The sequence below is a fragment of the Streptomyces sp. B21-083 genome, from assembly GCF_036898825.1.
In the GTDB taxonomy this organism is placed as follows: Bacteria; Actinomycetota; Actinomycetes; order Streptomycetales; family Streptomycetaceae; genus Streptomyces.
The window spans coordinates 4,704,917-4,729,654 of the sequence record NZ_JARUND010000001.1; the positions used below are offsets into that span (position 1 = coordinate 4,704,917).

Sequence of the window (24,738 nt, forward strand, 5' to 3'; positions counted from 1 at the left end):
CCTACACACCCGCCCGCACACAGACGGCTTCCGCACACCCGTCCCACCATCCAGTGACACACCGGCCGCACGTTCGGTATTGCCCGGCTCCACCGGACCGCCCCACAGGCGCTCCGCGCCCGAACCCCGGACTCAGCGCGTCACTGGTTGTCTCGCGTCACTGGTCGTCTTCGGGGCTTCTCGCGTGCGGGGCCGTCGACTGCAGCTCACGTCGGCCGTCGACGTGTTCGTCGTCGTGCCGCGCGAGGAGCGACAGCAGCTCGGCCACGCTCAGCCCCTCGTCGGCGGGATGGCGCAGAATCGTTCCCCCCTCGATCTGGTACGCGTTGGAGCGTCCCTGCCGGGTGTGGGTGAGATAGCCGGCCGTCTCCAGATCCGAAACGATCTTCTGGACGGCACGCTCCGTGAGGCGACACCGTGCGGCGATGTCACGGATGCGGACGGTGGGATTCTCCGCGATCGCGGCCAGGACACGGGAGTGGTTGGTGAGGAACGTCCACCCTGTGTGTGATTCGGGTACTCCACGCATGCCGTCAGCATAGGCTTTCTGATTCACGTATTCAAAAGGCCGAACTTTATTTCATGTATCTCTTGACGTACGAACCCGGCGGGCAGAGGCTTGAAAAGCCACGAACTGCCCGATGCCTACGGAGTGGCCGCAATGTCAGACCGCGCAGTTACTACGCAGCTCACGGTGGCGAACCAAATCCCCCCGGCACCGCTCGCCCCTCTGTCGAGCGACGCCCCCACACGACTGCTCGGGATCGAGACCCGCCCCGAGGGCTACGCCACGCTCGTCGTGGTGTCAGGGGCGATCGACCTCGTCACGGAACAGGCCCTGCACCGGGGTCTGCGCCAGGCCTTGGCCCGCTCGGAGCGCGGCATCGATCTCGATCTGAGCGGCGTCGACTTCTGTGACTGCTCCGGACTCAACGTCCTGCTGCGGGTCAGGAGGCACGCCCTCGAAGAGGGCAAGATCATCACCATTCGGTCGGCGGGCGCCGCAGTGCTCCGGCTCTTCTCGATCACCGGCACGCTGCCACTGTTCGCCGGCATGGGCGAGAGCGCGGAAACCGAACGCACGGGCGGGGCCGACGCAAGCGGCCGGGTCCCTTCCACGAACCCCACCGCAGACTCCGCCGCCGAGACCGCACCGCTCGGCGAAACCGACCAGGATCTGCGGATCGAGGTGATTCAGCTTCGCAGGGCCATGCAGACGCGGCCCGTCATCGACCTCGCCCGGGGCGTCCTCATGGCGTCCTTCGGTCTGAGCGCCGAGGACTCGTGGAAAGTGCTGGTCGCGGTCTCCCAGAACACCAACACCAAGCTGCACGAGGTGGCCGACAACCTCGTCGGCGCGGTCACGGGCGACGCCCTCCCCGAGGCGTTCCGGCTGCGGATCGCGGAGACGGTCGCCGACCTCCGGACACCCCGGCGGACACCCCCGGAGGACCCGGCGAGACTTGCTCCTCACCCCTGAACCCGCCCCTCGAAGACCCGTGAACCCGACCCCTGAACCGGCTGCTCAGCCGCGATCCCGCCGGCTCTCGCGCATGGCCCTCTCCGCGCGCTCCTGGGTCTCGCCCCTGATCTTCTTCGCCTCACCGCGAGCCTGCTCCAACTTGCCTTCGAGCTCCTGCTCGTGATCGCTCGTGGCCTTGCCGGCCATCTCCTTGGCCTTGCCCTTGATCTTGTCGGTACGACCCTTGTCCACCATGACTCCTCCATAGGTTGTCGGGGGGCCCTGGAGACGCCCGCACATCAGGACTCCGGGACCGCGATCCGCAGCGACGTAGGCCCCGCGGGCGCCGCTTCGTCTCCCTTTGCCGGCTGCTCTCCACCCACCACGATCCACCGGCCTCGCTCCACCGCAGCGGCACTCCTACACCCGTTCCACTCCTTCCACTCCTTCGCGGATCACCCCCGGGCAGATGGTGAGCCTCTTGACGCCCGTCAGCTTCATCGCCGGGTGCCCGACCACCGCTCGGGCCAAACTCCGCACCCCTCACGCCCCCGGTACACGTGCCGCCACGCGCTCAGATCGCCTCCGGACCCGTCGGGACCCCCTCCGGTAATCCCTACGGAACCCCGACCGCACGCCCCCGACCTGCGTTGTCGCCTGCGCGGAACATCCCCCGTGGTCTGATACGCTTTTCCAGCGACATCGGCACGCCCACAACCCCCAACCGGTCACTCAGAACCACCAGATCGGCCACGGCGACCAGGCGGTCCGACACTCGCAGTCGGTGTCGGTTCACGACGGGAAATCCCGTTGGGAGCACACGACACGGTGTGCGAGACTTACGTCGCGCACAACAGCAAGGTCCTGTGGAGCAGTTTGGAGTGCTCGCCACCCTGTCAAGGTGGAGGCCGCGGGTTCAAATCCCGTCAGGACCGCTGAGGTTGCATGTTTCACGTGAAACCTCGTGGCTGGGTAGCTCAGTTGGTACGAGCGATCGCCTGAAAAGCGATAGGTCGCCGGTTCGATCCCGGCCCCAGCCACCACCCGAAGACCCCGTCCGTTTGGACGGGGTCTTTGTCGTGCTCACGCTTGGCAGACGATGCGGGCGGCGCTACGTTCTGGCTGGTCCGCAGAACGTACGAGGTGGGGCAGGGACGATGGTTCGGGGCGGGGCGAAGGCCGAGCAGGGTCATGACGGGCTGGAGAAGAGCCGTGCGCTGTACGGACTCCTGGCGGTGGTCATCAGCAACGTCGCGATAGCCGGAGTGGCGATCTTCGGCGTGTGGCGTCTGCACGGTGACTCGGCCGTGATCGTGGGCGTCCTGACCTCGGCGTTCACGGCAGTCAGCACGATGACGACGGCCTATCTGAGCATCAAGGCGGTGTCCAACACCGCGAAGTCGATCGCGCTGGGCGACACGAGCGCCCGCACGATGCCCCCGGCAGCTCCCGTGGCGCCGGTACCGCAGCAGGCCAGTCCAGTCAGCCCGGTAAGTCCGGTCGGCCCGTCCGGCGACTGAGGACAGGGCAGTGCCGCTCGGGCCGAAGCGGGGCCGGCGACAAAAGGGTTCGCCAGTAATTTGGCCGAGGTGAGATCCTGGACCGCGTATGTCTACGCATCCTGCCTCCGCCCCCGGCCACGGCCCCGGCGTCAGCGCCACCGGGTCCACTCCCGGCGCCCCCGCCCTCGGCGATCTCGCCCCCCGCCTGACCGAGCTGTCCCTGCGCGACGCGCACCGGCTCGGGCGCAGGCTCGAAGGCGCGCGCAGGATCCGCAAGCCGGAAGCCCGCGCCGCCGTCCTCGCCGAGATCGAGGCGGAGGTCGCGAAGGCCGAGCTACGGATGGCCGAGCGGCGCAGCCGGGTCCCGGCGGTCAGCTACCCCGAGCAGCTGCCCGTCAGCCAGAGGAAGGACGAGATCGCCGCCGCCATCCGCGACCACCAGGTCGTCATCGTGGCCGGCGAGACGGGGTCCGGGAAGACCACCCAGATCCCCAAGATCTGCGTCGAACTCGGCCGGGGCGTACGCGGCATGATCGGGCACACACAGCCCCGTCGTATCGCCGCCCGTACGGTCGCCGAGCGGGTCGCCGAGGAGCTGGACACGCCTCTCGGTGAGGCCGTCGGCTGGAAGGTCCGGTTCACCGACCAGGTGAACCAGGACGCGACGGTCATCAAGCTGATGACGGACGGCATCCTCCTCGCCGAGATCCAGACCGACCGCGAGCTGCGCGCCTACGACACGATCATCATCGACGAGGCCCACGAGCGGTCTCTCAACATCGACTTCCTGCTCGGCTACCTCGCCCAGCTCCTCCCCCAGCGCCCGGACCTGAAGGTCGTCATCACCTCGGCGACCATCGACCCCGAGCGCTTCTCCCGGCACTTCGGGGACGCCCCGATCGTCGAGGTCAGCGGCCGTACGTATCCCGTCGAGGTCCGCTACCGCCCGCTCCTCGAAGAGGACAGCGACGACTCCGACCGCGACCAGATCACCGCGATCTGCGACGCCGTCGAGGAACTCCAGGGCGAGGGCAAGGGCGACATCCTCGTCTTCCTCTCCGGCGAGCGCGAGATCCGCGACACGGCGGACGCGATCACCAAGAGGAACTACCGGTTCACCGAGGTCCTGCCCCTGTACGCCCGGCTCTCGCACGCCGAGCAGCACCGCGTCTTCCAGAAGCACACGGGCCGCAGGATCGTTCTGGCGACCAACGTCGCCGAGACCTCGCTCACCGTGCCGGGCATCAAGTACGTCATCGACCCCGGCTTCGCCCGTATCTCCCGCTACAGCCACCGCACCAAGGTCCAGCGGCTGCCCATCGAGGCGATCTCCCAGGCCAGCGCCAACCAGCGCAAGGGCCGCTGCGGCCGTACGTCGGACGGTATCTGCATCCGGCTCTTCAGCGAGGACGACTTCGAGTCCCGCCCGGAGTTCACGGATGCCGAGATCCTGCGGACGAACCTCGCCTCCGTCATCCTCCAGATGACCGCCGCCGGTCTGGGCGACATCGAGAAGTTCCCCTTCATCGACCCGCCGGACCACCGCAACATCCGCGACGGCGTCCAGCTCCTCCAGGAGCTCAACGCCCTCGACCCCACCGAGAAGGACCCCCGCAGACGGCTCACCGACACCGGCCGCAAGCTCGCGCAGCTGCCCGTCGACCCCCGGCTGGCCCGGATGGTCCTGGAGGCCGACAAGAACGGCTGTGTCCGCGAGGTCATGGTGATCGCCGCCGCGCTCTCCATCCAGGACCCGCGCGAGCGCCCCGTCGAGAAGCAGGCACAGGCCGACCAGCAGCACGCCCGCTTCAAGGACGAGACGTCCGACTTCCTCGCCCTGCTCAACCTGTGGCGGTATGTCCGTGAGCAGCAGAAGGAGCGGGGCTCGTCGTCGTTCCGGCGGATGTGCAAGCAGGAGTACCTGAACTTCCTGCGGATCCGCGAGTGGCAGGACATCTACACCCAACTCCGTACCGTGGCACGCCAGATGGGCATCCACCCCAACGAGGACGACGCCCCCGAGCAGAGCGTCCACGTCTCCCTCCTGGCCGGGCTCCTCTCCCACATCGGGATGAAGGACGTACCGAAGTCCACCAGCGGCACAGCCGGAGCGTCCACGACAACCGGCGACAGCCCCCGCAACAGCTCCGGCAAGAACGAGTACGTCGGCGCCCGCAACGCCAAGTTCGCGATCTTCCCCGGCTCCGCCCTCTTCAAGAAGCCCCCGCGGTTCGTGATGTCGGCGGAACTCGTCGAGACGTCCCGCCTGTGGGCCCGCGTCAACGCCCGCATCGAGCCGGAGTGGGTCGAGCCCCTCGCCGAGCACCTCCTCAAGCGCACCTACAGCGAGCCGCACTGGGAGAAGGACCAGGCCGCGGTGATGGCGTACGAGAAGGTGACGCTGTACGGCGTACCGATCGTCGCCCAGCGGAAGGTGAACTACGGGCGTATCGACCCGGAGGCGTCCCGTGAGCTGTTCATCCGGAACGCGCTGGTCGAGGGCGACTGGCGGACGCACCACAAGTTCTTCGCCGACAACCGCCGGCTCCTCACCGAGGTCGAGGAGCTGGAACACCGGGCCCGGCGCCGGGACATCCTGGTCGACGACGAGACGCTCTACGACTTCTACGACGAGCGCGTCCCCGAACACGTGGTGTCCGGCGCCCACTTCGACTCCTGGTGGAAGCACAAGCGGCATGAGGAGCCCGAACTCCTCGACTTCGAGCGGGCGATGCTCATCAACGAGCGCGCCGGGGACGTCAGCAAGGACGACTATCCGGACGCCTGGCATCAGGGACCGCTCAAGTTCCGGGTGACGTACCAGTTCGAGCCGGGCGCGGACGCCGACGGTGTGACCGTTCACGTCCCGCTCCAGGTGCTGAACCAGGTCACGGACGAGAACTTCGACTGGCAGATCCCGGGCCTGCGCGAGGAGTTGGTGACGGAGCTCATCCGCTCCCTCCCCAAGCCGATCCGCCGCCACTACGTCCCGGCCCCCAACTTCGCCAAGCGCTTCCTGGACTCCTCGACGCCCCTCCAGGAGCCTCTGACGGTCACCATGGCCCGCGAGTTGAAGCGCATGGTCGGAGTCCCGTTCACCGCCGACGACTTCGACTGGGACCGCATCCCGGACCACCTCCGGATCACCTTCCGGATCGTCGACGAGCGGCGGCGCAAGCTGGACGAGGACAAGGACCTGGAGGTCCTGCGTCTCAGGCTCAAGCCGAAGGCCCGCAAGGCCATCTCCCAGGCCGCGGCGGCTACCGCCGAGCGCGCCGGCGGTGAGTCCCTGGAGCGCACCGGCCTGACGGACTGGTCGATCGGCACCCTGACGCCCCTCTTCGAGACACGCAGAGCCGGTCAGCCGGTCAAGGCGTACCCGGCGCTGGTCGACGACGGCGACACCGTCTCCGTACGCCTCTTCGACACCGAGGCCGAGCAGCAGCAGGCGATGTGGAAGGGCACCCGGCGGCTCATTCTGCGCAACATCCCGGTCAATCCAGCGAAGTTCGCGTCCGAGAAGTTGACGAATGTTCAGAAGCTCGCGCTGTCGGCGAATCCGCACGGTTCGATCCAGGCCCTGTTCGACGACTGCGCGATGGCCGCGGCCGACAAGCTGATCGCCGATCTGGGGGGCCCGGCGTGGGACGAGGAGTCGCACCGGAAGCTGTACGACAAGGTGCGCGCGGAGATCGTCGACACGACGGTCCGTACGGTCAACCAGGTGCAGCAGGTGCTGGCCGCCTGGCAGGCCTGTGAGCGCCGTCTGAAGGGCGTACGCAGCGCCGTGCTCCTCCCGAACCTGACGGACGTACGCAGGCAGCTGGACGGCCTCGTACGGCCCGGCTTCGTGACCGCGGCCGGCCTGCGTCGGCTGCCCGACCTGATGCGCTACCTCGTCGCCGTGGACCGGCGCCTGCAGCAGATGCCCACCAACGTCCAGCGGGACACCACCCGCATGGAGAAGGTGCACGAGATGCAGGACGAGTACGCGTGGCTGCTGGAGCAGCTGCCGCAGGGCCGCCCGGTGCCGTCGGCGGTGCTGGACATCCGCTGGATGATCGAGGAACTCCGCGTCAGCTACTTCGCGCACGCGCTGGGCACGGCCTACCCGGTGTCGGACAAGCGGATCGTGAAGGCGATCGACGCACAGGCTCCGTAGAAAACCCCGCAAAACGGCCACCGAAGCCGTAACGGGGTCGGTACGGTGGGTGAGTTCGCTCCGGGGCTCACCCTCCTGTACAGTCTCTTTTCGCAGCACAGCGCAACATCAAGTGCCGCGAAACCTGGTCCTGTGGAGCAGTTTGGAGTGCTCGCCACCCTGTCAAGGTGGAGGCCGCGGGTTCAAATCCCGTCAGGACCGCAGCAAAGAAGAAGGCCCGCATCCGGCAACGGACGCGGGCCTTCTTCGTGCCCCCGTCAGGACCGCGAGTGATGTACGAGAGGGCCCGAGTCTCATGACTCGGGCCCTCTCGCGTTGCCGCCGTATTGACGGCGCCGCCCTCCCCCGGTACCCAGAAAGCAGGGCCTTCGATGCCCTGTCCCCCTTCCGGAGGTGGCGTATGGCGGCGACCGCGCGACGGCACGAGACGCGTGCTCTGCTTCGGGCACATCTGGCGGCCGCGAGCGGGTACCGGCATCTCACGGGGCACTGTCCGATCTGCCACCGGCTGGAGCGGCTCGCCATGGAGCGCTGCGACGCGGACACCGAGGCCGACGAGACACCGGGTGCCAACAGCGGTTCCCTCTAACACCTGTGCCGCAGCGTCAACAAGGCGCGCGGCATGTGACGGGTGTCACTGCATGAGTTTTCGAAATGTGGGTTCTTACCGGTCTCCTACAACTGGTCAATTTAATATGTGCAATTGCACCAGTCCCCGGACAGGCCCCACAGCAGATCCGACACCCCTCCCCAGAGTCCAACAAGCCCGCTCACAGCACCCCGTGCCACCCCACCCAGGGGCACAAAAAAAGATCGCGCTGGACCCGGCGGAGTCCAGCGCGATCTCTACGACGCGCCCTTGAAGCTGTGGAACCGGTGGAACTGCGTTGGGCGTGGGGCCTGTTGGGGCAGGACCCGCGTCGCTTCGAGCGGTCAACGATCAAGCTGATGGAGCAGGTGACTCTGGTGACTCTGATGGTGCGGGTGTTGCTGGTGCTTCCGGTGTTGCCAGTCGAACGGCTCGGCCGATAGTTGGGGGACCTGCCGACACGTCCGACTATTCAGTTGGTCAGGCCTCGCTGCGCTGCTGCGGAATGCCCGCAAGCAGGGCGCGGACCTCGGCCTCGCGGTAACGGCGATGTCCGCCGAGCGTGCGAATGGACGTGAGCTTGCCGGCCTTCGCCCACCGCGTCACCGTCTTGGGGTCAACACGGAACATGGTGGCGACCTCAGCCGGGGTCAGCAGCGGCTCGGCATCAGGGGTGCGAGCGGTCATGAGCGGCCTCCTCGGGAGAACCGAACCTTCTCGGTTCATTCCTCTAAATTCTGCACCTTGACCCGCGTTGCCCGAAATGGCGGATGCGGGTCGAGTCGGTTATAGGACGAACGGCTTGTCCTCGGCACTACAACTACACCATCTGTCCAACCGCGTAGGCCAAACCGACGGAATTGCCCTCCCAGGCGGCCATCAGCGACGGAAGCCGATGGACCATGCCATAGCGGACAGTCACGCCACTGTGACGATCAGTCACAGTGGCGATCGGGAGTCACGAGACCCCCCATAGCGTGCAATGCTGAGATTCCACCCAAAGCTGGGCAGATAGAGCCTCCCCCGGACTCCTTGTCCTATTTTGGCACGAGGAGGGGCAAGGAAGGCAAGCCACCTGTACGTGCGGTCCGTCACGCTTGACACAAACGCCCGGATCGGGACCTACGTCCCACGGCAGCCCCAAGAGCGTCCCACAGAAATGGAACTCACGTTCCAGGGAGTCTTTTTTTGACGAACTGTCAGTTCGCCGACCTCCGGTCCCGCACCGACTGCCACCGCTCCACGAGCCGCCCGTACGCCTCCCCGGCCGCCTCGCCGTCCCCGTCGCGCAGCGCCTCGATCCCGGCGGCCACGTCCGCCGCCGAGTGGTCGCCGGCCAGATCACCGGCCGGCAGCACATGCACCAGCCCGCCGTAGTCCAGCTCGACCAGCGACCTCGGGTGGAACTCCTCCAGCCACCGCCCCACGTCCAGCAGCCCGTCGATCAGCGGCCCCTCGTCGAGGGCGTCACGCAGGGTGCGCAGCCCGCGCGCCACACGCCGCCGCGCCTGCACCATGGGCGTCCGGTAACGCAGCACGGGCGCCGCGCCCCCGGCGGCCCCCGAGCCCTTGTCGTACTCGCGCTCCTCGTCGGTCACGAGCACGAACCAGTTGAGCGGCACCTGCCAGGTCGCCGTACGGATCCACGGGCGGGCGTCCGGGTTGCGGCTCAGCCAGCGCTCGTAGTCCTGGGTGGCCTGATGGCGTACGAGGGGCGGCAGAGCGGCGTCCAGGAGCGGCAGCGGCAGTTCCTCCCCCAGCCCACCCAGCGCCTGCCAGCCGCGCAGCCTGGTGCGCCAGGGGCAGACGCACAGCACCCCCTCGACCTCGGTCACGAACGCGTCGGCGCTCTCGTGCACCGGCACCGCGACCGGCGGGACGGGCAGCAAGTCGGCCAGGGAGCGCCGTAGTTCGTCCTGGTACGAGGGCCGGTCGGGCCGCCGGGCGTAGCGCGCCCAGTGGCTGCGCTCCGGCTCCGGGAAGGCCGCCAGCGGCTCGTAGACGCGCAAGTAGGACGCGTACGGGACGATCACCGAGGACACCTTGGGCACGCCTGCTCCCTCCCCTCTGGACGACCAGGGAAAACCGCGTAACCAGCACAGTGCAGCACGGGAAAATTATGCAAACCGTCGTACCGGCCCACGTCACCGGTGGGTGATCCTCGGCACTGCGGGGGCGGTTGGCATACGCGGACCAGGGAGGAGCTCTACCCTCATGCCCACGGAGGCCGCCACCCGTACGGGCTCCAGCCCCAACCGCCGCTACTTCCCTGGAGTCACCACAGTGACCGACGTAACCGGCGCGCCTGCTGATGTACTGCACACCCTGTTCCACTCGGAGCAGGGGGGTCATGAGCAAGTCGTGCTCTGCCAGGATCGGGCCACCGGCCTCAAAGCCGTGATCGCCATCCACTCCACCGCCCTGGGCCCCGCGCTCGGCGGTACGCGCTTCTACCCGTACGCGAGCGAGGCGGAGGCCGTCGCCGACGCGCTGAACCTCGCGCGCGGGATGTCGTACAAGAACGCCATGGCCGGTCTCGACCACGGTGGCGGCAAGGCCGTGATCATCGGCGATCCGGACATCGTCAAGAGCGAGGAACTCCTCCTCGCGTACGGCCGGTTCGTGGCCTCGCTCGGCGGGCGGTACGTCACCGCGTGTGACGTCGGTACGTATGTGGCCGACATGGACGTGGTCGCGCGCGAGTGCCGCTGGACGACCGGGCGGTCCCCGGAGAACGGCGGCGCGGGCGACTCGTCCGTGCTGACCGCCTTCGGCGTCTACCAGGGCATGCGGGCCTCCGCCCAGCACCTGTGGGGCGACCCGTCGCTGCGCGGGCGCCTGGTCGGTATCGCGGGCGTCGGCAAGGTCGGCCACCACCTGGTGCGCCATCTGCGCGATGACGGCGCCACAGTCGTGATCACGGACGTACGGCAGGACGCTGTGTGGCGCATCGCCGACCAGGACCCGTCCGTGGGTGTGGTCGCGGACACGGAACGCCTGATCGAGATCGAGGGCCTCGACATCTACGCCCCCTGCGCGCTCGGCGGAGCCCTGAACGACGTCACTGTGCCCAAGCTGACCGCCAAGGTGGTGTGCGGGGCGGCCAACAACCAGCTCTCGCACTCGGGCGTCGAGAAGGACCTCGCGGACCGCGGGATCCTCTACGCGCCCGACTACGTCGTGAACGCCGGTGGCGTGATCCAGGTGGCCGACGAACTGCGCGGGTTCGACTTCGAACGGTGCAAGGCCAAGGCTGCGAAGATCTACGACACCACGCTGGCCATATTCGCACGTGCGAAGGCAGACGGGATTCCGCCGGCCGCCGCGGCCGACCGGATCGCCGAGCAGCGGATGGCGGAGGCCCGCCGGAGGCCGTAGCCGGACCGGGTGCGGAGGTACCGGCCGACGGGGTGTTGGAGAGAACTCTCACCCCCGTCGGCGGGTCGGCCACCAAGAAGTGGTTAAAATCGCGGTTGACCAGCGGGGACAGGGCACCTCGCGGGTCCTGAGCGCCGCCACGTCCTGCGGGCGACGTACCGTATAGGCGTGGGCTCAGGTACCGTGGAAGCCCTACGGACCGGTCTCTCTACGGAGAGCCCGTTCCAGAACATGAACGGGTGTCAAGACTCTGGGGCCATCGAGCCCCGTATCCGAGGGGGTCGAGCCATGGGGCGCGGCCGGGCAAAGGCCAAGCAGACGAAGGTCGCCCGCCAGCTGAAGTACAGCAGCGGCGGGACTGACCTCTCGCGCCTGGCCAATGAGCTGGGCGCTTCGACTTCGAGCCAGCCGCCGAATGGCGAGCCGTTCGAGGACGACGACGAGGAAGAAGACGACCCGTACGCTCAGTACGCGGATCGATACAACGACGATGATGAGGACGAGGACGGACAAGCCTCCGGTCCCTCGTCCCAACAACGCCGTGGAGCTTGACGTCTTACGTCTGCTGCGGCGCGCCTGACAGGTAACGGGTTTCACGGTTCCTGTACGGCAGCAGCTGCACCTCACCCGGTCCGGGCCATCTGGCGCCGGACCGGGTTTCGTGCGTTGCCGCTCCGCTGGGTTGGGCAGGGCGCCTAGTGGCTCGGGGGGTGCTGTGGTTTTGCGGGTGTCGGCGCGTTGTGGTTTCTCGCGCCGTTCCTCGCGCCCCTTCGAGGCGGCTGCGCCGCCTTCTCGGGGCTAGTTGGTTGCGTAGTTGCCGGTCAGTTCTGCGCCTGTGGTGTGGTTGTCTCGGTCGGTGATCTCGCCTGCTACCCAGGCTTCTACGCCTCGGTCCGCCAGGGTGGCCAGGGCTGCGTCCGCCGAGTCCTCCGGGACGATCGCGATCATGCCGACGCCCATGTTCAGCGTCTTCTCCAGCTCCAGGCGCTCGACGGAACCCGTCTTCCCGACGAGGTCGAAGACCGGGGCCGGGGTCCAGGTGGAGCGGTCGACGATCGCGTGCAGGCCGTCCGGGATCACCCGGGCCAGGTTGGCGGCCAGACCGCCGCCGGTGATGTGCGAGTAGGCGTGCACGTCGGTGGTCCGCATGAGGGCCAGGCAGTCCAGCGAGTAGATCTTGGTGGGGACGAGCAGTTCCTCGCCGAGGGTGCGCCCGAACTCCTCGATGTGCGCGTCCAGGGCCAGCCCGCCCTGCTTCAGCAGCACATGCCGGACGAGCGAGTACCCGTTCGAGTGAAGCCCGGAGGCCGCCATGGCGATCACCGCGTCACCCGTACGGATACGATCCGCGCCGAGCAACCGGTCGGCCTCCACGACGCCCGTACCGGCGCCGGCGACGTCGAAGTCGTCCGGGCCCAGCAGACCGGGGTGTTCGGCCGTCTCGCCGCCGACCAGGGCGCAGCCGGCCAGTACGCAGCCCTCCGCGATGCCCTTGACGATCGCCGCGACACGCTCGGGGTGAACCTTGCCGACGCAGATGTAGTCGGTCATGAACAGCGGCTCGGCGCCGCACACCACGATGTCGTCCATGACCATGGCGACCAGGTCGTGGCCGATGGTGTCGTACACGCCGAGCTGCCGGGCGATGTCGACCTTCGTGCCGACGCCGTCCGTCGCGGAGGCGAGCAGCGGGCGCTCGAAGCGCTTGAGGGCGGAGGCGTCGAAGAGGCCGGCGAAGCCGCCGAGGCCGCCGAGGCCCGCGACTTCCGGGCGCTGGGTCTTCTTCACCCACTCCTTCATCAGCTCGACGGCGCGGTCGCCCGCTTCGATGTCGACGCCGGCGGCCGCGTAGGAAGCGCCGGAGGCAGAGTTGGTCGCAGACATTGCCTGGGATCTTTCAGGTTGGTGTGAAGCAGGAGCAGGACTGCCGGAGCAGCGCTTACGGGCGGCGGATCGCGTCGGCCGCGGCCGTGGCGGCGGGCCCTGCGGCCAGCTCGGTCTCCAGGAGCTGCTTGCCGAGCAGTTCGGGATCCGGAAGGTCCATCGGGTACTCGCCGTCGAAGCAGGCACGGCACAGGTTCGGCTTGGCGATGGTGGTCGCCTCGATCATGCCGTCCAGGGAGATGTACGAGAGGGAGTCGGCGCCGAGCGAGGTGCCGATCTCGTCGATGGTCATGCCGTTGGCGATGAGCTCGGCGCGGGTGGCGAAGTCGATGCCGAAGAAGCAGGGCCACTTCACCGGGGGCGAGGAGATCCGGATGTGGACCTCCGCCGCGCCGGCCTCCCGGAGCATGCGCACGAGGGCGCGCTGGGTGTTGCCGCGCACGATCGAGTCGTCGACGACGACCAGACGCTTGCCCTTGATGACTTCCTTCAGCGGGTTCAGCTTCAGCCGGATACCGAGCTGCCGGATCGTCTGGGAGGGCTGGATGAACGTACGTCCGACATAGGCGTTCTTGACCAGTCCGGCCCCGAACGGGATTCCGGAGGCTTCGGCGTAACCGATGGCGGCCGGGGTGCCGGATTCCGGGGTCGCTATCACCAGGTCGGCCTCGACAGGGGCTTCCTTGGCGAGTTTCCGGCCCATCTCGACGCGGGAGAGGTACACGTTCCGGCCGGCGATGTCGGTGTCCGGGCGGGCGAGGTACACGTACTCGAAGACGCAGCCCTTGGGCTTCGCTTCCGCGAATCGTGAGGTACGCAGACCGTTCTCGTCGATGGCGACGAACTCGCCCGGCTCGATCTCGCGCACATAGGCGGCGCCGCAGATGTCGAGGGCGGCGGACTCGGAGGCGACGACCCAGCCGCGCTCCAGCCGGCCCAGGACCAGCGGGCGGATGCCCTGCGGGTCGCGGGCGGCGTACAGCGTGTGCTCGTCCATGAAGACGAGGGAGAAGGCGCCCTGGACCTGCGGGAGGATGCGCGCGGAGGCGTCCTCGATGGTCAGCGGCTCGCCCTCGTCGTCGGTCTGCGCGGCCAGCAGGGCCGTCAGCAGATCGGTGTCGTTGGTCGCCGCGACGCGCGGAGTGCGGCCGTCGTGCTGCTTGGGCAGGTCGGCGACCATCTCGGCGAGCTGCGCCGTGTTGACGAGGTTGCCGTTGTGGCCGAGGGCGATGGAGCCGTGGCCGGTCGCGCGGAACGTCGGCTGGGCGTTCTCCCAGGTGGAGGCGCCGGTGGTCGAGTAGCGGGCGTGACCGACCGCTATATGACCCTTGAGCGCGCCGAGCGACGTCTCGTCGAAGACCTGGGAGACAAGACCCATGTCCTTGAAGACAAGGATCTTCGAGCCGTTGCTCACCGCGATACCGGCGGATTCCTGGCCTCGATGCTGCAGGGCGTAGAGCCCGAAGTAAGTGAGCTTGGCGACCTCTTCGCCGGGGGCCCAGACCCCGAAGACGCCGCAAGCGTCCTGGGGGCCTTTCTCGCCGGGGAGCAGATCATGACTGAGTCGACCGTCACCACGTGGCACGCCACCGAGTGTAGGCGAGATCGACCACTGGTCCGAATTAGGGAATGCGACTGTGACACGCGGGCGCCGGAGGGTCCTGGACTGCGGTAGGAGCTCAATCGGCGACTGTCGCGCTGGCGGTGGTCCCGTTTGCGCTGGTCAGAGAGAGGGACCGCTGATCGATCTTGTACGTCGTCCTGCCGTCGAACAGTTTCAGGAAGCTCTTCTCGGCCTTCATGAGTGAGGCGTCGCACATCCTTCGGGTGGTCGCCGGACTGCCGAAAGTGATAGAGCCGTCGCTCACCGTCGCCTCAGCAGAAACGTTGTTGCAGCCAGCCTTGCCGCTGACGGTCCCCTTCTTCTGGTCGAAGACGAGGTAGGTGTCGGCGCCGGAGGGCAGCGGGCTGACGGTGTCGGCGCCGGTCTCGCTGACCGTCGTGACCGTCCACTTGGTGCCGTAGAGGGGGGCGGCCTTCTCCTCGGTGAGGTGGATGGTGGCGCCGGCCTTGGTGGTGAGGGTGAGCTGCTCCTCACCGTCAACCTTGACCTGGGCGGTGAGGGTGCCGCCGGTGAGCGCCTTGGAGAAGGAATTCTCGAAGGTCATCCGATCACCGATACAGGCCATGTCCGTAGAGCGAGCCTGTCCGAGGTTGATGGCGTCACCGTCGACCTTGGCGGTGGCCCCGAAGCTGTTGCAGCCGTAATTGCCGCTGACCTCGCCGTTCTTCTCGATCTGGAGGTAGGCGCCGGCGGGCGCGGCACTCTTCTTCCCGTCGACGGTGAGATCGTCGACGCTCCAGTGGACGCCGGTGACCTCGGATGTTCCCGCGGCCGTCCCCTTTCCTGACCCGACCGTCTGGCTGCCGCCGTCCTTCTCGCTGCCACAGGCCGCGGCGAGGGGGAGGACGGCCAGGGTCAGGAGGCTGAGGCTCACGCTCGTCAGTCGCTGCTTTTTCATGCCGGTGGGACGGAAGGGGTGGGTGGGCGGTTCCCGTCCGGCTGCTTTTCGGAGGAGGCTGCGGATTCCGCGTACGGGGCTGCCGTCAGGCCATCAGGGGCAGCAGCGCTCCGAGGTCGGCGCGTTCGCCGCTCGCGCTGACCTGGGCGTTGTCGAGGGCGTCGGCCCACTGGACCCGGCCGGTGGCCAGGCGGATCCAGGTCAGCGGGTCGGTCTCGACGACGTTGGGCGGGGTGCCACGGGTGTGCCTCGGGCCTTCGACGCACTGCACCACGGCGTACGGCGGGATGCGGACCTCCGTCGAGCCGCCGGGGGCCTTGGAGGCGAGGGCGTCGGCGAGGAGGCGTGTGCAGGTGCCGAGCGCCTGACGGTCGTACGGGATGTCGAGGCCGGGGACGGCGGCGTTCAGGTCGTCGGTGTGGACGACCAGTTCGACGGTACGGGTGACCAGGTAGTCGGCGAGGGTCATGGCGCCGGTACGGGTGGCGAGCCGGCGATCACCGGAGGCCGTGGCCAGTCGTTGGGTGAGGCGCTCTTCGGTGCGGGCGTAGAGGGCGTTCAGGGCATCCGGGTCGGGGTGGGCGGCGGCCAGGTCGCGGGTGCCGTGGGCGATGTCGGCGGCACGGGCGGCGGTGGCGAACGGCCAGTCGAGAAGGCCGAGTTCGGCTTTCGGCGGCTCGTCCCGGTCGAGATTGCGACTGACGGTCTCCAGGGCCATGGTCACGTGCGCGGCCAGGTCGTGGACCGTCCAGTCGCCGAGGCGGGTGGGAAGGGCGAGTCGGTCGGGGGTGAAGGTGGAGACGGCGGTGCGGATGTTGGCGTACTGCGTGAGGATCGCGGTGCGGGTTTTGACGGGGTCGTAGGTGCGGGGCTTCGGCTTTCTGGGGGGCGGGGGCATGGCGGGGAGGGTAGTCGGCGGGGTCGGGGTCCGGGAATTCAGGTTCGTATCGCTCAGGAAGTGGTCGTCATCGACATCCAGGAACAACAGCGGCTGCGGTTGCGTCAGATCACCGCGAACGCCGAAGATTCGTGGCTCAACCGGCTGGCTGACGAAGCGGAGTTCGAGGGCGCGGAAGGCTCGGTCTCTCGAAGGGATGGCTGCCCTGATCCGCGGCCAGGGCTGACCCATGGGGGTAATGGCCAGCGGGGCTTGCTGCTGGTCAGGGCGACCATGAGGACACCCTGACGCGCCTCCTCGCCTACTACGTGCGGGGCCCGTGCTGACGGACGTGGGATACGAACGCCGTGAAAGCTGACGGGGGGAGGGTGAGGGCGGGGCCCTGGGGGTGCTTGGAGTCCCGGACGCCTACGAGGGCATGGGTGGGGATGAGATTGGCGACCTCTACGCAGGTGCCGCCCGTTTGGTCGCTGTACGAGGACTTGAACCAGGATTCCTTGGCCGCCAGTTCGAGGGCCTTGCGATGTGTGCTCATGACTGTTCCAACTCTCGTGCCGTTCGCTTCAAGAATTCGTGTGTCGCCCTGGGCCCGCTCGCGTCGGCCCGCATGGCGTCGAACCGGCGCCTGTACGCCCAGATCTCCGTGTCCTTGTCCGTGACGTTCACCGAGCTGAAGCCGTCGACACTCACGACGACTGGCAGCGGCGGCTCGAAGTCCATGAGGGTGAAGTTCTGGTTGCACCGGTAGACGGGCTGACCCATTGGCAGGATCTGAACCGTGACATGTTCCAACGCGGCCAGTTCCGCCAAGTGTTCGTACTGCTCGCGCATCACCTCCGGTCCGCCGTAGACACGTTGAAGGACAGCCTCGTCGAGGATCGCGTGGACCTCGACTGGGCGTTCGCTACGCGTGATGGCCTCCTTGCGCCTCATCCGGATCTCGATGTTCCGCTCGACGAACTCGGTGTTGCGCTCATCGACCGGCTTGGCACTCTCGAACATGGCTCGCGCGTACGCCGCAGTCTGGAACAGCCCGAACATGACGTCCGGCTGATAGACCCTGAGGATCTTGGCGTCTCCCTCAAGTCCCACGCTGACGTTGAAGCCGGAGGGCATGAAGGTGCGATACGGGGACCACCATCCCCGGTTCAGCGAGTTCTTGTGAACGTCCAGGAGGAACTCCACGTCGTCCAGGTCGGTGACCCCGTACCGATCCAGCAGTTCCTTGAGGTCCTGCACCTTGGGAAGGCCGGTCAGTCCCTTCTCCACGCGGTGCAGGGTCGATTCGGAAACGCTGGTCCCCCTGACCGCCTGGGCCCTCGTCAAGCCGCGGACCACGCCGTCCCCTCCCTCGGCCTGCTCGCGCAACCGCCGCAACTCCTGGCCGAGTTGCATCCGCCGAATCGTCGGCCCCGTCTTCGCTGCCACCGTGTCCGTTCCTTTCGCGGCCAAGCAGGTCAACCGTACGTCGATGCCTGCCTGTTGGCTCCCTGTGCCGGGCAGATCACTGTCCGTGCCCGGAGTGTGACAGTACGAGCCCTCACTGCGCAGGTACTTCCCGACTTTCAGGCATATACCACTTCGCATGGGATTCCCTCGTTCGATTGTCTGGCCGCAGGAACGAGGGAACCGTTGTCCCCATGACCGCTCCTCCACCCCGCCCCCAGCGAACTCCCCTCACCGACGGCCCCTTCCTCGTAGGGGACCGAGTCCGCGGCGTCGCCTACGTCCCGCCCGCTCTCCGTAAGCGCGAAGCACCCGAGCCCTTCGAGGGGGTCGTCGTCCAGGTCGGGTCCGGTTACCCCAAGGGCGACGACGAGGGCGACTTCCTCTGGGTGCGGCTCGCCGACTGCACCGAGCGTCAGTCCCTCGTGGCCGACACGGAGCCGAACCCGTGACCGGCGTCGAGACCGAGCCCCTCTGCGACATCTGCAAGGTCGGCCGCGCCCCGTTCCTGCGCTACGGCACCCTGGAGAACACCGGCCGCATGTGCTCGGAGTGCCTGCACCGGACCCGCCTGTGCGCCCTCTGCCAACAGCCCACGAGCACACCGCTGGTCGCGCTACCCACGGTTGACCAGGGGACGGGGCCGGGGCGAACCTCGTACGCGTGCGCGGCCTGCGCGGGCCAGGAGGCCGGGGAACCAGAGGCTGGTCACTCGTGAGTGTGATCGACAGCGAGATCCGACCCGCCCCTCCGGACGTCGGACAACACTGGCCTTCGCCTGGAAGGAGGTGCAACATGACGGTTATGGCCGAGCGCACGTCTCAGATGTCGGTGGAGGAGTTCGAAACAATCGCCTCCGCCGCTCCCGAGACCGTCACGTTGGAGTTCATCAACGGACGGATCGGAGTCAAGAAGGTGACAGACGGAGACCACAACACCATCGTGACCTGGCTGACCAAGCGCTGTATGCAGTCCAGGCCCGAACTGGACCTGTACACGGGCCAGGGACTCCGAGTGGAGACATACCGGGAAGGCAGGGCGAAACCTGATGCCGTAATCACGACAGAGGCCCACTTCGCGGGGTACGGCGAATGGGCCGAACCGGACGGAGCGCTCATGGTGGTCGAGGTCACCTCCTACGACTCCGACACCGACCGGCGGGACCGCCACGAGAAGCCAGCCGCGTACGGCCAGTCCGGGATCCCCCTGTACCTCCTGATCGACCGGGACTCCTGCACCATCACCGTGCACAGTTCCCCGGACCGGAAGGTCGGCGGCTACCGCGACATCCACACCGCCAAGTTCGGCGAGAAGGTGCTCCTTCCGGACCCGATCGGCATCGAGCTCGACACCGAGATCCTCAAGAACTACGTGCGGTAAGCGGCCGGTGAGCCGAAGAGGTCCCGCCCGAATCCGGACGGGACCTCAACCTCGTACAGCCGAAGGCGACTACGCCAGCAGCGCCGGAATCGTCCGCTCGTGCGCTTCGCGCAGCTCAGCCAGTGTCAGCGTGAACTCGCCCTGGAGGTCGATGGAGTCGCCGTCGACGACGCCGATCCGTGTCGCCGGCAGGCCCCGCGCCCCGCACATGTCGTTGAAGCGCAGCTCCTCCGAGCGCGGAACGGCGACCACCGCGCGGCCCGCCGACTCCGAGAACAGGAGGGTGAAGGCGTCGAGTCCGTCCGGTACGACCAGACGCGCGCCCTTCTCGCCCTGCAGCGCCGACTCGACGACCGCCTGGATGAGGCCGCCGTCCGACAGGTCGTGCGCGGAGTCGATCATGCCGTCTCGGGAGGCGGAGATCAGGATCTCGGCCAGGAGGCGCTCACGCTCCAGGTCGACCTTGGGCGGCAGGCCACCCAGGTGGTCGTGCACGACCTGCGACCACGCCGAGCCGCTGAACTCCTCGCGCGTGTCCCCGAGGAGGTACAGCAGCTGGCCCTCCTCCTGGAACGCGACCGGCGTCCGCCGTGCCACGTCGTCGATGACGCCCAGGACCGCGACGACCGGCGTCGGGTGGATGGCGACGTCGCCGGTCTGGTTGTAGAGGGAGACGTTGCCGCCGGTCACCGGGGTGCCCAACTGCTGGCAGGCGTCGGCGAGTCCACGTACGGCCTCCGCGAACTGCCACATCACCGCCGGGTCTTCGGGCGAACCGAAGTTCAGGCAGTCGGAGACGGCGAGGGGCTTCGCACCTGTCGTCGCCACGTTGCGGTAGGCCTCCGACAGCGCCAACTGTGCGCCCGCGTACGGGTCGAGCTTGGCGAAGCGGCCGTTGCCGTCCGTCGCGATGGCGACGCCCAGACCGGTCGTCTCGTCGATGCGGATCATCCCGGAGTCCTCGGGCTGGGCCAACACCGTGTTGCCCTGCACGAAGTGGTCGTACTGGGAGGTGATCCAGGACTTGGAAGCCTGATTGGGGGAGGCCACCAGCTGCATCACCTGTGCCTTCAGGTCCTCCGAAGTCACCGGCCGCGCAAGCTTGTTGGCGTCGTCCGCCTGGAGGGCGTCCTGCCAGTCCGGGCGGGCGTACGGGCGCTCGTAGACCGGGCCGTCGTGCGCGACGGTGCGCGGGTCGACGTCGACGATCTTGCCGCCGTGCCAGAAGATCTCCAGACGGTCGCCGTCGGTGACCTCACCGATCACGGTGGCGATGACGTCCCACTTGTCGCAGATCTCCAGGAAGCGGTCGACCTTCTCCGGCTCGACCACCGCGCACATGCGTTCCTGCGACTCGCTCATGAGGATTTCCTCGGGAGAGAGCGTCGAGTCCCGGAGGGGGACGTCGTCCAGGGTTACGCGCATGCCGCCCGAGCCGTTCGAGGCGAGCTCGGACGTGGCGCAGGACAGGCCCGCCGCGCCCAGGTCCTGGATGCCGACGACCAGCTTCTCGGCGAACGCCTCCAGGGTGCACTCGATGAGCAGCTTCTCCTGGAAGGGGTCACCGACCTGGACGGCGGGGCGCTTGGAGGGCTTGGCGTCGTCGAAGGTCTCGGACGCCAGGATCGACGCGCCGCCGATGCCGTCGCCGCCTGTGCGGGCCCCGTACAGGATGACCTTGTTGCCCGTGCCCGACGCCTTCGCCAGGTGAATGTCCTCGTGCCGCATCACACCGATCGCACCGGCGTTGACCAGCGGGTTCCCCTGGTAGCAGGCGTCGAAGACGACCTCGCCGCCGATGTTGGGGAGCCCGAGGCAGTTGCCGTAGCCCCCGATGCCCGCCACCACACCAGGCAGCACACGCTTGGTGTCCGGGTGATCGGCCGCGCCGAAGCGCAGGGGGTCGACCACGGCGACCGGCCTGGCACCCATCGCGATGATGTCGCGCACGATGCCGCCGACGCCCGTGGCCGCGCCCTGGTAGGGCTCGACGTAGGACGGGTGGTTGTGCGACTCGACCTTGAAGGTGACCGCGTAGCCCTGGCCGACGTCGACGACGCCCGCGTTCTCGCCGATGCCGACGAGCAGCGCGTCGGACTGCGGGGCCTTCTCGCCGAACTGGCGCAGGTGCACCTTCGACGACTTGTAGCTGCAGTGCTCGGACCACATGACCGAGTACATGGCCAGCTCGGCGCCGGTCGGGCGGCGGCCGAGGATCTCGACGACCCGCTCGTACTCGTCCTTCTTCATGCCGAGTTCGGCCCAGGGCAGCTCGACGTCGGGGGTCTCGGCCGCGTGCTCGACCGTGTCCAGAGGCGTCCGGCTCATGCGTTGACCAGCTTCTTGAGGATCGAGGTGAAGAACGGGAGGCCGTCCGTACGGCCGCTGCCGATCAGCGGCTCGACCGCGTGCTCCGGGTGCGGCATGAGGCCCACGACGTTCCCGGCGGCGTTGGTGATGCCGGCGATGTCCCGGAGAGAGCCGTTGGGGTTGAAGTCCATGTAACGGAACACGACCCGGCCCTCCGCCTCCAGCTCGTCGAGCGTGCGCTCGTCGGCGACGTACCGGCCGTCCATGTTCTTCAGCGGGATGTGGATCTCCTGACCGGCGTCGTAGTCGACGGTCCAGGCGGTGTCCGCGTTCTCCACCCGCAGTTTCTGGTCGCGGCAGATGAAGTGCAGGTGGTCGTTGCCGAGCATCCCGCCCGGTAGGAGGTGCGCCTCGGTGAGGATCTGGAAGCCGTTGCAGATGCCGAGAACCGGCATGCCCGACTTCGCCTGCTCGATGACCGACTCCATCACCGGCGAGAAACGCGAGATGGCACCGGCGCGCAGATAGTCGCCGTACGAGAATCCGCCCGGCAGAACCACCGCGTCGACCTGCTTCAGGTCCTTGTCCTTGTGCCAGAGAGCAACCGGCTCGGCACCCGCGAGGCGGATCGCGCGCTGGGTGTCCCGGTCGTCCAGGGAACCCGGAAAGGTGACGACTCCAATACGAGCAGTCACTTCTCTTCCCCCACCATCTCCTCCACCTTCACGGTGAAGTCCTCGATCACGGTGTTGGCGAGGAAGGATTCCGCAAGATCATGGATGCGGGCGAGCGCGGCGTCGTCCACCGGTCCGTCAACTTCCAGTTCGAATCGCTTTCCCTGACGTACGTCGGAGACGCCCTCGAAACCGAGACGCGGCAGTGCACGCTGCACCGCCTGGCCCTGGGGGTCGAGGATCTCCGGCTTGAGCATGACGTCGACTACGACGCGTGCCACTGGCACTCCCGGTGTTGTGGTGCTGAGCAGGTTCCTACACGTAGCTTCAGACTACCCGTACAAAATTTCTACGCGGGTAGATTCGTAGGAATCTACGGAACCACGGGACCGACGGCATCACGATCCGGTATCGGAGCGGTGCCATCACGAAAAATTCTGGGAAAGATCCTGGTTCGCATCCAGGATGTCTATTGCGGGGAGACACGCGGACAGATTTAGTCGGTCTTCCCATTGCAATGCCGGGCACTGTACAAAGGAAAAGGCATTAGCCGATACTTTGCCCAATAACAGTCGGACAACCGAGATCTCCCGACACCTCCCGACGTCTTCGCACGTCGCGGCAGAGGTGTCGCACGAAGGGACCGATATTCGTGGCTCAGCGCGTCGTGGTCACACTCTCCGACGACATCGACGGCTCGGAAGCGGCGGAAACGATCGCCTTCGGACTTGACGGCAAGTCGTACGAGATCGACCTGAATCAAACCAATGCCAAGAAACTGCGTAAGGCCCTGGAGCCGTACATGGAGGCCGGCCGCAAGCGGTCGCGCTCCGGCAAGGCGTACAAGCAGACGGAGGTCGCCCCCGACCCGTCGGCGGTCCGGGCCTGGGCCCTCGCCAACAAGTTCGACGTGCCGACCCGTGGGCGCATCCCCAAGAAGGTGTACGAGGCCTTCACCGCCGCCCAGTAGTACCCCGGCAAGGCCTCCGCAAGGCCTCCGCCAGACCCTGGCCGGACCCCTGTCGTGCCTCAGGAGCCCCTCGGCACAACCGACTTGCGTTGACCCCCCGCTGATCAGCTAGAGTCTGGAACACGCCGAGGGGCAAGGCCGAAAGGCCGGACCCACGGAGGCTTGCGGGTGTAGTTCAGTAGTAGAACATCCCCCTTCCAGGGGGAAGGCGCAGTGTGCAATTCCTGTCACCCGCTCTGCACTGCCGGTCTGACCACTCTTGTGGATCAGGTAGGCTGGTGCCCGCGCCAGTCGGTGAAAGCCGACTGGAGGCAATGCGGACGTAGCTCAGTTGGTAGAGCGCAACCTTGCCAAGGTTGAGGTCGCCAGTTCGAACCTGGTCGTCCGCTCCAGATCGAGATCAAGACCCCGGTCCAATGGACCGGGGTCTTCTTCGTGTGCGCCTTGCGGTTCCCGGTCGTCTGACATTTGTCATGTGCGGTGATGACACCACGCACTGCCCTGCCCTCCTTCCGGCCGAGATGCTGAAGGCATGGAAACCAACGAACACGGACACGTGATTGAGGTCACTGACCTGCGGCGTGTGTACGGGGGCGGGTTCGAGGCGGTGCGCGGGGTGTCGTTCTCCGTGGGCCGCGGGGAGATCTTCGCTCTGCTGGGCACGAACGGCGCCGGCAAGACGTCGACCGTCGAGGTGCTGGAGGGGCTGGCGCCGCCGGCCGGGGGACGCGTACGGGTGCTGGGCCATGATCCGTACACCGAGCGGGCCGTCGTACGGCCGCGTACGGGTGTGATGCTCCAGGAGGGCGGCTTCCCTTCCGAGCTGACAGTCGGCGAGACCGCGCGGATGTGGGCCGGATGCACGAGCGGAGCGCGGCCCGAGGCCGAGGCCCTCGCGCTCGTCGGGCTGGAGCGGCGGACCGACGTACGCGTGAAGCAGCTGTCCGGCGGTGAACGGCGGCGCCTCGACCTCGCGCTCGCGCTTCTCGGCAACCCCGAGGTGCTGTTCCTCGACGAACCGACGACCGGCCTCGACGCCGAAGGGCGCCGCGCCACCTGGGAGTTGGTACGGGAACTGCGCGCCGGCGGTACGACCGTGCTGCTCACCACGCACTACCTGGAGGAGGCGGAGGATCTCGCCGACCGGCTCGCCATCCTCCACGAGGGGCGCATCGCCGTCGCCGGTACTCCTGCCGAGGTGACCGCCTCGCAGCCGTCCCGGATCTCCTTCGAACTGCCCTCGGGGTACTTCGTGGGCGACCTTCCGCCGCTCGGCTCGCTCGGCGTGAGCGGATACGAGGAGGAGGGTCGCGTCGTACGGCTGCGTACCCATGAACTCCAGCGCGCGGCAACGCGGTTGCTGGTGTGGGCGGAGCAGGCCGGGGTCACCCTGCGGGGGCTGGACGTACGGTCGGCCTCGCTGGAGGAGGCGTTTCTGCGGATCGCCCGGGAGGCGTCGGCAGGCATGGAGAGTTCCGTTGCCACTGATGTCACTGAGGAGCGTGTCGCGTGAGTACGGTTGCCGGTACCGGTCGTACGACTCCGACGAGTCCCGCCGGGC

Annotated in this window: 25 protein-coding genes and 5 tRNA genes; 17 read left to right on the forward strand and 13 right to left on the reverse strand. The window is 67.6% G+C overall.

From position 1 onward, the window contains the following. Positions 1–157 precede the first annotated feature (157 nt). Complete coding sequence (locus tag QA861_RS21105) at positions 158–529, reverse strand: helix-turn-helix transcriptional regulator (protein ID WP_334589874.1); 372 nt, start codon at positions 527–529, stop codon at positions 158–160. Positions 530–694: 165 nt separating this feature from the next. On the opposite strand from QA861_RS21105, the gene QA861_RS21110 reads away from it, so the two are divergent. Continuing rightward, entirely contained in the window at positions 695–1,480 is a 786-nt protein-coding gene (locus tag QA861_RS21110; RefSeq protein WP_334589875.1) for an ANTAR domain-containing protein, read from the forward strand. Positions 1,481–1,525: 45 nt separating this feature from the next. Here QA861_RS21110 and QA861_RS21115 read toward each other — a convergent pair whose 3' ends face one another. Continuing rightward, the gene (locus QA861_RS21115) at positions 1,526–1,717 is read right to left on the reverse strand and encodes a CsbD family protein (protein ID WP_334589876.1); all 192 of its coding nucleotides are present in this window, start codon (positions 1,715–1,717) and stop codon (positions 1,526–1,528) included. 605 nt (positions 1,718–2,322) lie between these two features. Here QA861_RS21115 and QA861_RS21120 point away from each other — a divergent pair. From QA861_RS21120 to QA861_RS21145, 6 genes are all read left to right on the forward strand, one after another. Continuing rightward, positions 2,323–2,397 (forward strand) — tRNA-Asp (locus QA861_RS21120). Positions 2,398–2,428: 31 nt separating this feature from the next. Further along, positions 2,429–2,505, forward strand: a tRNA-Phe gene (locus tag QA861_RS21125). Positions 2,506–2,619: 114 nt separating this feature from the next. After that, the gene (locus QA861_RS21130) at positions 2,620–2,982 is read left to right on the forward strand and encodes a hypothetical protein (RefSeq protein ID WP_334589877.1); all 363 of its coding nucleotides are present in this window, start codon (positions 2,620–2,622) and stop codon (positions 2,980–2,982) included. 88 nt (positions 2,983–3,070) lie between these two features. After that, on the forward strand, positions 3,071–7,126 hold the full coding sequence (hrpA, locus tag QA861_RS21135) for an ATP-dependent RNA helicase HrpA (protein ID WP_334589878.1): 4,056 nt from the start codon (positions 3,071–3,073) through the stop codon (positions 7,124–7,126). A 126-nt stretch (positions 7,127–7,252) separates the two neighbouring features. Continuing rightward, positions 7,253–7,327 (forward strand) — tRNA-Asp (locus QA861_RS21140). A gap of 199 nt (positions 7,328–7,526) precedes the next feature. After that, positions 7,527–7,715 carry a DUF6274 family protein gene (locus tag QA861_RS21145; protein WP_334589879.1) on the forward strand — a complete coding sequence of 63 codons (189 nt, stop codon included), beginning with the start codon at positions 7,527–7,529 and terminating at the stop codon, positions 7,713–7,715. A gap of 480 nt (positions 7,716–8,195) precedes the next feature. Here QA861_RS21145 and bldC read toward each other — a convergent pair whose 3' ends face one another. Both bldC and QA861_RS21155 read right to left on the reverse strand, forming a co-directional pair. Beyond that, entirely contained in the window at positions 8,196–8,402 is a 207-nt protein-coding gene (gene bldC, locus QA861_RS21150; protein ID WP_003949541.1) for a developmental transcriptional regulator BldC, read from the reverse strand. 512 nt (positions 8,403–8,914) lie between these two features. Continuing rightward, the gene (locus QA861_RS21155; RefSeq protein WP_334589881.1) at positions 8,915–9,766 is read right to left on the reverse strand and encodes a DUF8083 family protein; all 852 of its coding nucleotides are present in this window, start codon (positions 9,764–9,766) and stop codon (positions 8,915–8,917) included. A 232-nt stretch (positions 9,767–9,998) separates the two neighbouring features. On the opposite strand from QA861_RS21155, the gene QA861_RS21160 reads away from it, so the two are divergent. Next, positions 9,999–11,093, forward strand: coding sequence for a Leu/Phe/Val dehydrogenase (locus tag QA861_RS21160; RefSeq protein WP_334590640.1), 1,095 nt, complete (start codon positions 9,999–10,001; stop codon positions 11,091–11,093). Between the two features lie 288 nt (positions 11,094–11,381). After that, on the forward strand, positions 11,382–11,645 hold the full coding sequence (locus QA861_RS21165) for a DUF3073 domain-containing protein (RefSeq protein WP_006377274.1): 264 nt from the start codon (positions 11,382–11,384) through the stop codon (positions 11,643–11,645). Positions 11,646–11,891: 246 nt separating this feature from the next. On the opposite strand, the gene purM is transcribed toward QA861_RS21165, so the two are convergent. The 4 genes from purM to QA861_RS21185 form a co-directional block, all read right to left on the reverse strand. After that, positions 11,892–12,977: a phosphoribosylformylglycinamidine cyclo-ligase gene (gene purM / locus QA861_RS21170; protein WP_334589883.1), complete on the reverse strand. Its 1,086-nt coding sequence runs from the start codon at positions 12,975–12,977 to the stop codon at positions 11,892–11,894. Between the two features lie 55 nt (positions 12,978–13,032). Continuing rightward, positions 13,033–14,562 carry an amidophosphoribosyltransferase gene (gene purF / locus QA861_RS21175; protein ID WP_334589884.1) on the reverse strand — a complete coding sequence of 510 codons (1,530 nt, stop codon included), beginning with the start codon at positions 14,560–14,562 and terminating at the stop codon, positions 13,033–13,035. A 94-nt stretch (positions 14,563–14,656) separates the two neighbouring features. After that, positions 14,657–15,499 carry an META domain-containing protein gene (locus tag QA861_RS21180; protein WP_334589885.1) on the reverse strand — a complete coding sequence of 281 codons (843 nt, stop codon included), beginning with the start codon at positions 15,497–15,499 and terminating at the stop codon, positions 14,657–14,659. 85 nt (positions 15,500–15,584) lie between these two features. Beyond that, the gene (locus tag QA861_RS21185) at positions 15,585–16,397 is read right to left on the reverse strand and encodes a maleylpyruvate isomerase family mycothiol-dependent enzyme (RefSeq protein ID WP_334589886.1); all 813 of its coding nucleotides are present in this window, start codon (positions 16,395–16,397) and stop codon (positions 15,585–15,587) included. A gap of 60 nt (positions 16,398–16,457) precedes the next feature. Here QA861_RS21185 and QA861_RS21190 point away from each other — a divergent pair, with 60 nt between their 5' ends. Further along, positions 16,458–16,685: a hypothetical protein gene (locus QA861_RS21190; protein WP_334589887.1), complete on the forward strand. Its 228-nt coding sequence runs from the start codon at positions 16,458–16,460 to the stop codon at positions 16,683–16,685. A gap of 16 nt (positions 16,686–16,701) precedes the next feature. On the opposite strand, the gene QA861_RS21195 is transcribed toward QA861_RS21190, so the two are convergent. Both QA861_RS21195 and QA861_RS21200 read right to left on the reverse strand, forming a co-directional pair. After that, the gene (locus QA861_RS21195) at positions 16,702–16,932 is read right to left on the reverse strand and encodes a DUF397 domain-containing protein (RefSeq protein ID WP_334589888.1); all 231 of its coding nucleotides are present in this window, start codon (positions 16,930–16,932) and stop codon (positions 16,702–16,704) included. Continuing rightward, entirely contained in the window at positions 16,929–17,825 is an 897-nt protein-coding gene (locus QA861_RS21200; protein ID WP_334589889.1) for a helix-turn-helix domain-containing protein, read from the reverse strand. The genes QA861_RS21195 and QA861_RS21200 overlap by 4 nt, the downstream gene beginning before the upstream one ends. 212 nt (positions 17,826–18,037) lie before the next feature. Here QA861_RS21200 and QA861_RS21205 point away from each other — a divergent pair, with 212 nt between their 5' ends. The 3 genes from QA861_RS21205 to QA861_RS21215 all read left to right on the forward strand — a co-directional run bounded on the left by QA861_RS21205 (position 18,038) and on the right by QA861_RS21215 (position 19,223). Beyond that, a complete protein-coding gene (locus QA861_RS21205; RefSeq protein WP_334589890.1) occupies positions 18,038–18,295 on the forward strand; it encodes a hypothetical protein in 258 nt (85 codons plus the stop codon). Continuing rightward, entirely contained in the window at positions 18,292–18,561 is a 270-nt protein-coding gene (locus tag QA861_RS21210) for a hypothetical protein (RefSeq protein WP_334589891.1), read from the forward strand. The genes QA861_RS21205 and QA861_RS21210 overlap by 4 nt, the downstream gene beginning before the upstream one ends. A 77-nt stretch (positions 18,562–18,638) precedes the next feature. Next, positions 18,639–19,223, forward strand: coding sequence for a Uma2 family endonuclease (locus QA861_RS21215; protein ID WP_334589892.1), 585 nt, complete (start codon positions 18,639–18,641; stop codon positions 19,221–19,223). A 69-nt stretch (positions 19,224–19,292) separates the two neighbouring features. Here QA861_RS21215 and purL read toward each other — a convergent pair whose 3' ends face one another. From purL to purS, 3 genes are read right to left on the reverse strand one after another with little or no spacing between them, the layout of a single operon-like run. Further along, on the reverse strand, positions 19,293–21,551 hold the full coding sequence (gene purL / locus QA861_RS21220) for a phosphoribosylformylglycinamidine synthase subunit PurL (protein ID WP_334589893.1): 2,259 nt from the start codon (positions 21,549–21,551) through the stop codon (positions 19,293–19,295). Further along, positions 21,548–22,228 carry a phosphoribosylformylglycinamidine synthase subunit PurQ gene (gene purQ / locus QA861_RS21225; protein ID WP_334589894.1) on the reverse strand — a complete coding sequence of 227 codons (681 nt, stop codon included), beginning with the start codon at positions 22,226–22,228 and terminating at the stop codon, positions 21,548–21,550. Before purQ ends, purL begins: the two co-directional genes overlap by 4 nt. Then, positions 22,225–22,488: a phosphoribosylformylglycinamidine synthase subunit PurS gene (gene purS / locus QA861_RS21230; RefSeq protein WP_006377276.1), complete on the reverse strand. Its 264-nt coding sequence runs from the start codon at positions 22,486–22,488 to the stop codon at positions 22,225–22,227. Before purS ends, purQ begins: the two co-directional genes overlap by 4 nt. A gap of 371 nt (positions 22,489–22,859) precedes the next feature. On the opposite strand from purS, the gene QA861_RS21235 reads away from it, so the two are divergent. The 4 genes from QA861_RS21235 (at position 22,860) to QA861_RS21250 (ending at position 24,690) form a co-directional block, all read left to right on the forward strand. Then, positions 22,860–23,177 carry a histone-like nucleoid-structuring protein Lsr2 gene (locus tag QA861_RS21235; RefSeq protein ID WP_006377278.1) on the forward strand — a complete coding sequence of 106 codons (318 nt, stop codon included), beginning with the start codon at positions 22,860–22,862 and terminating at the stop codon, positions 23,175–23,177. Positions 23,178–23,341: 164 nt separating this feature from the next. Continuing rightward, positions 23,342–23,413, forward strand: a tRNA-Gly gene (locus tag QA861_RS21240). A gap of 80 nt (positions 23,414–23,493) precedes the next feature. After that, positions 23,494–23,569, forward strand: a tRNA-Gly gene (locus QA861_RS21245). 140 nt (positions 23,570–23,709) lie between these two features. Next, the gene (locus tag QA861_RS21250) at positions 23,710–24,690 is read left to right on the forward strand and encodes an ABC transporter ATP-binding protein (protein ID WP_334589895.1); all 981 of its coding nucleotides are present in this window, start codon (positions 23,710–23,712) and stop codon (positions 24,688–24,690) included. The last annotated feature ends 48 nt before the right edge of the window (positions 24,691–24,738 follow it).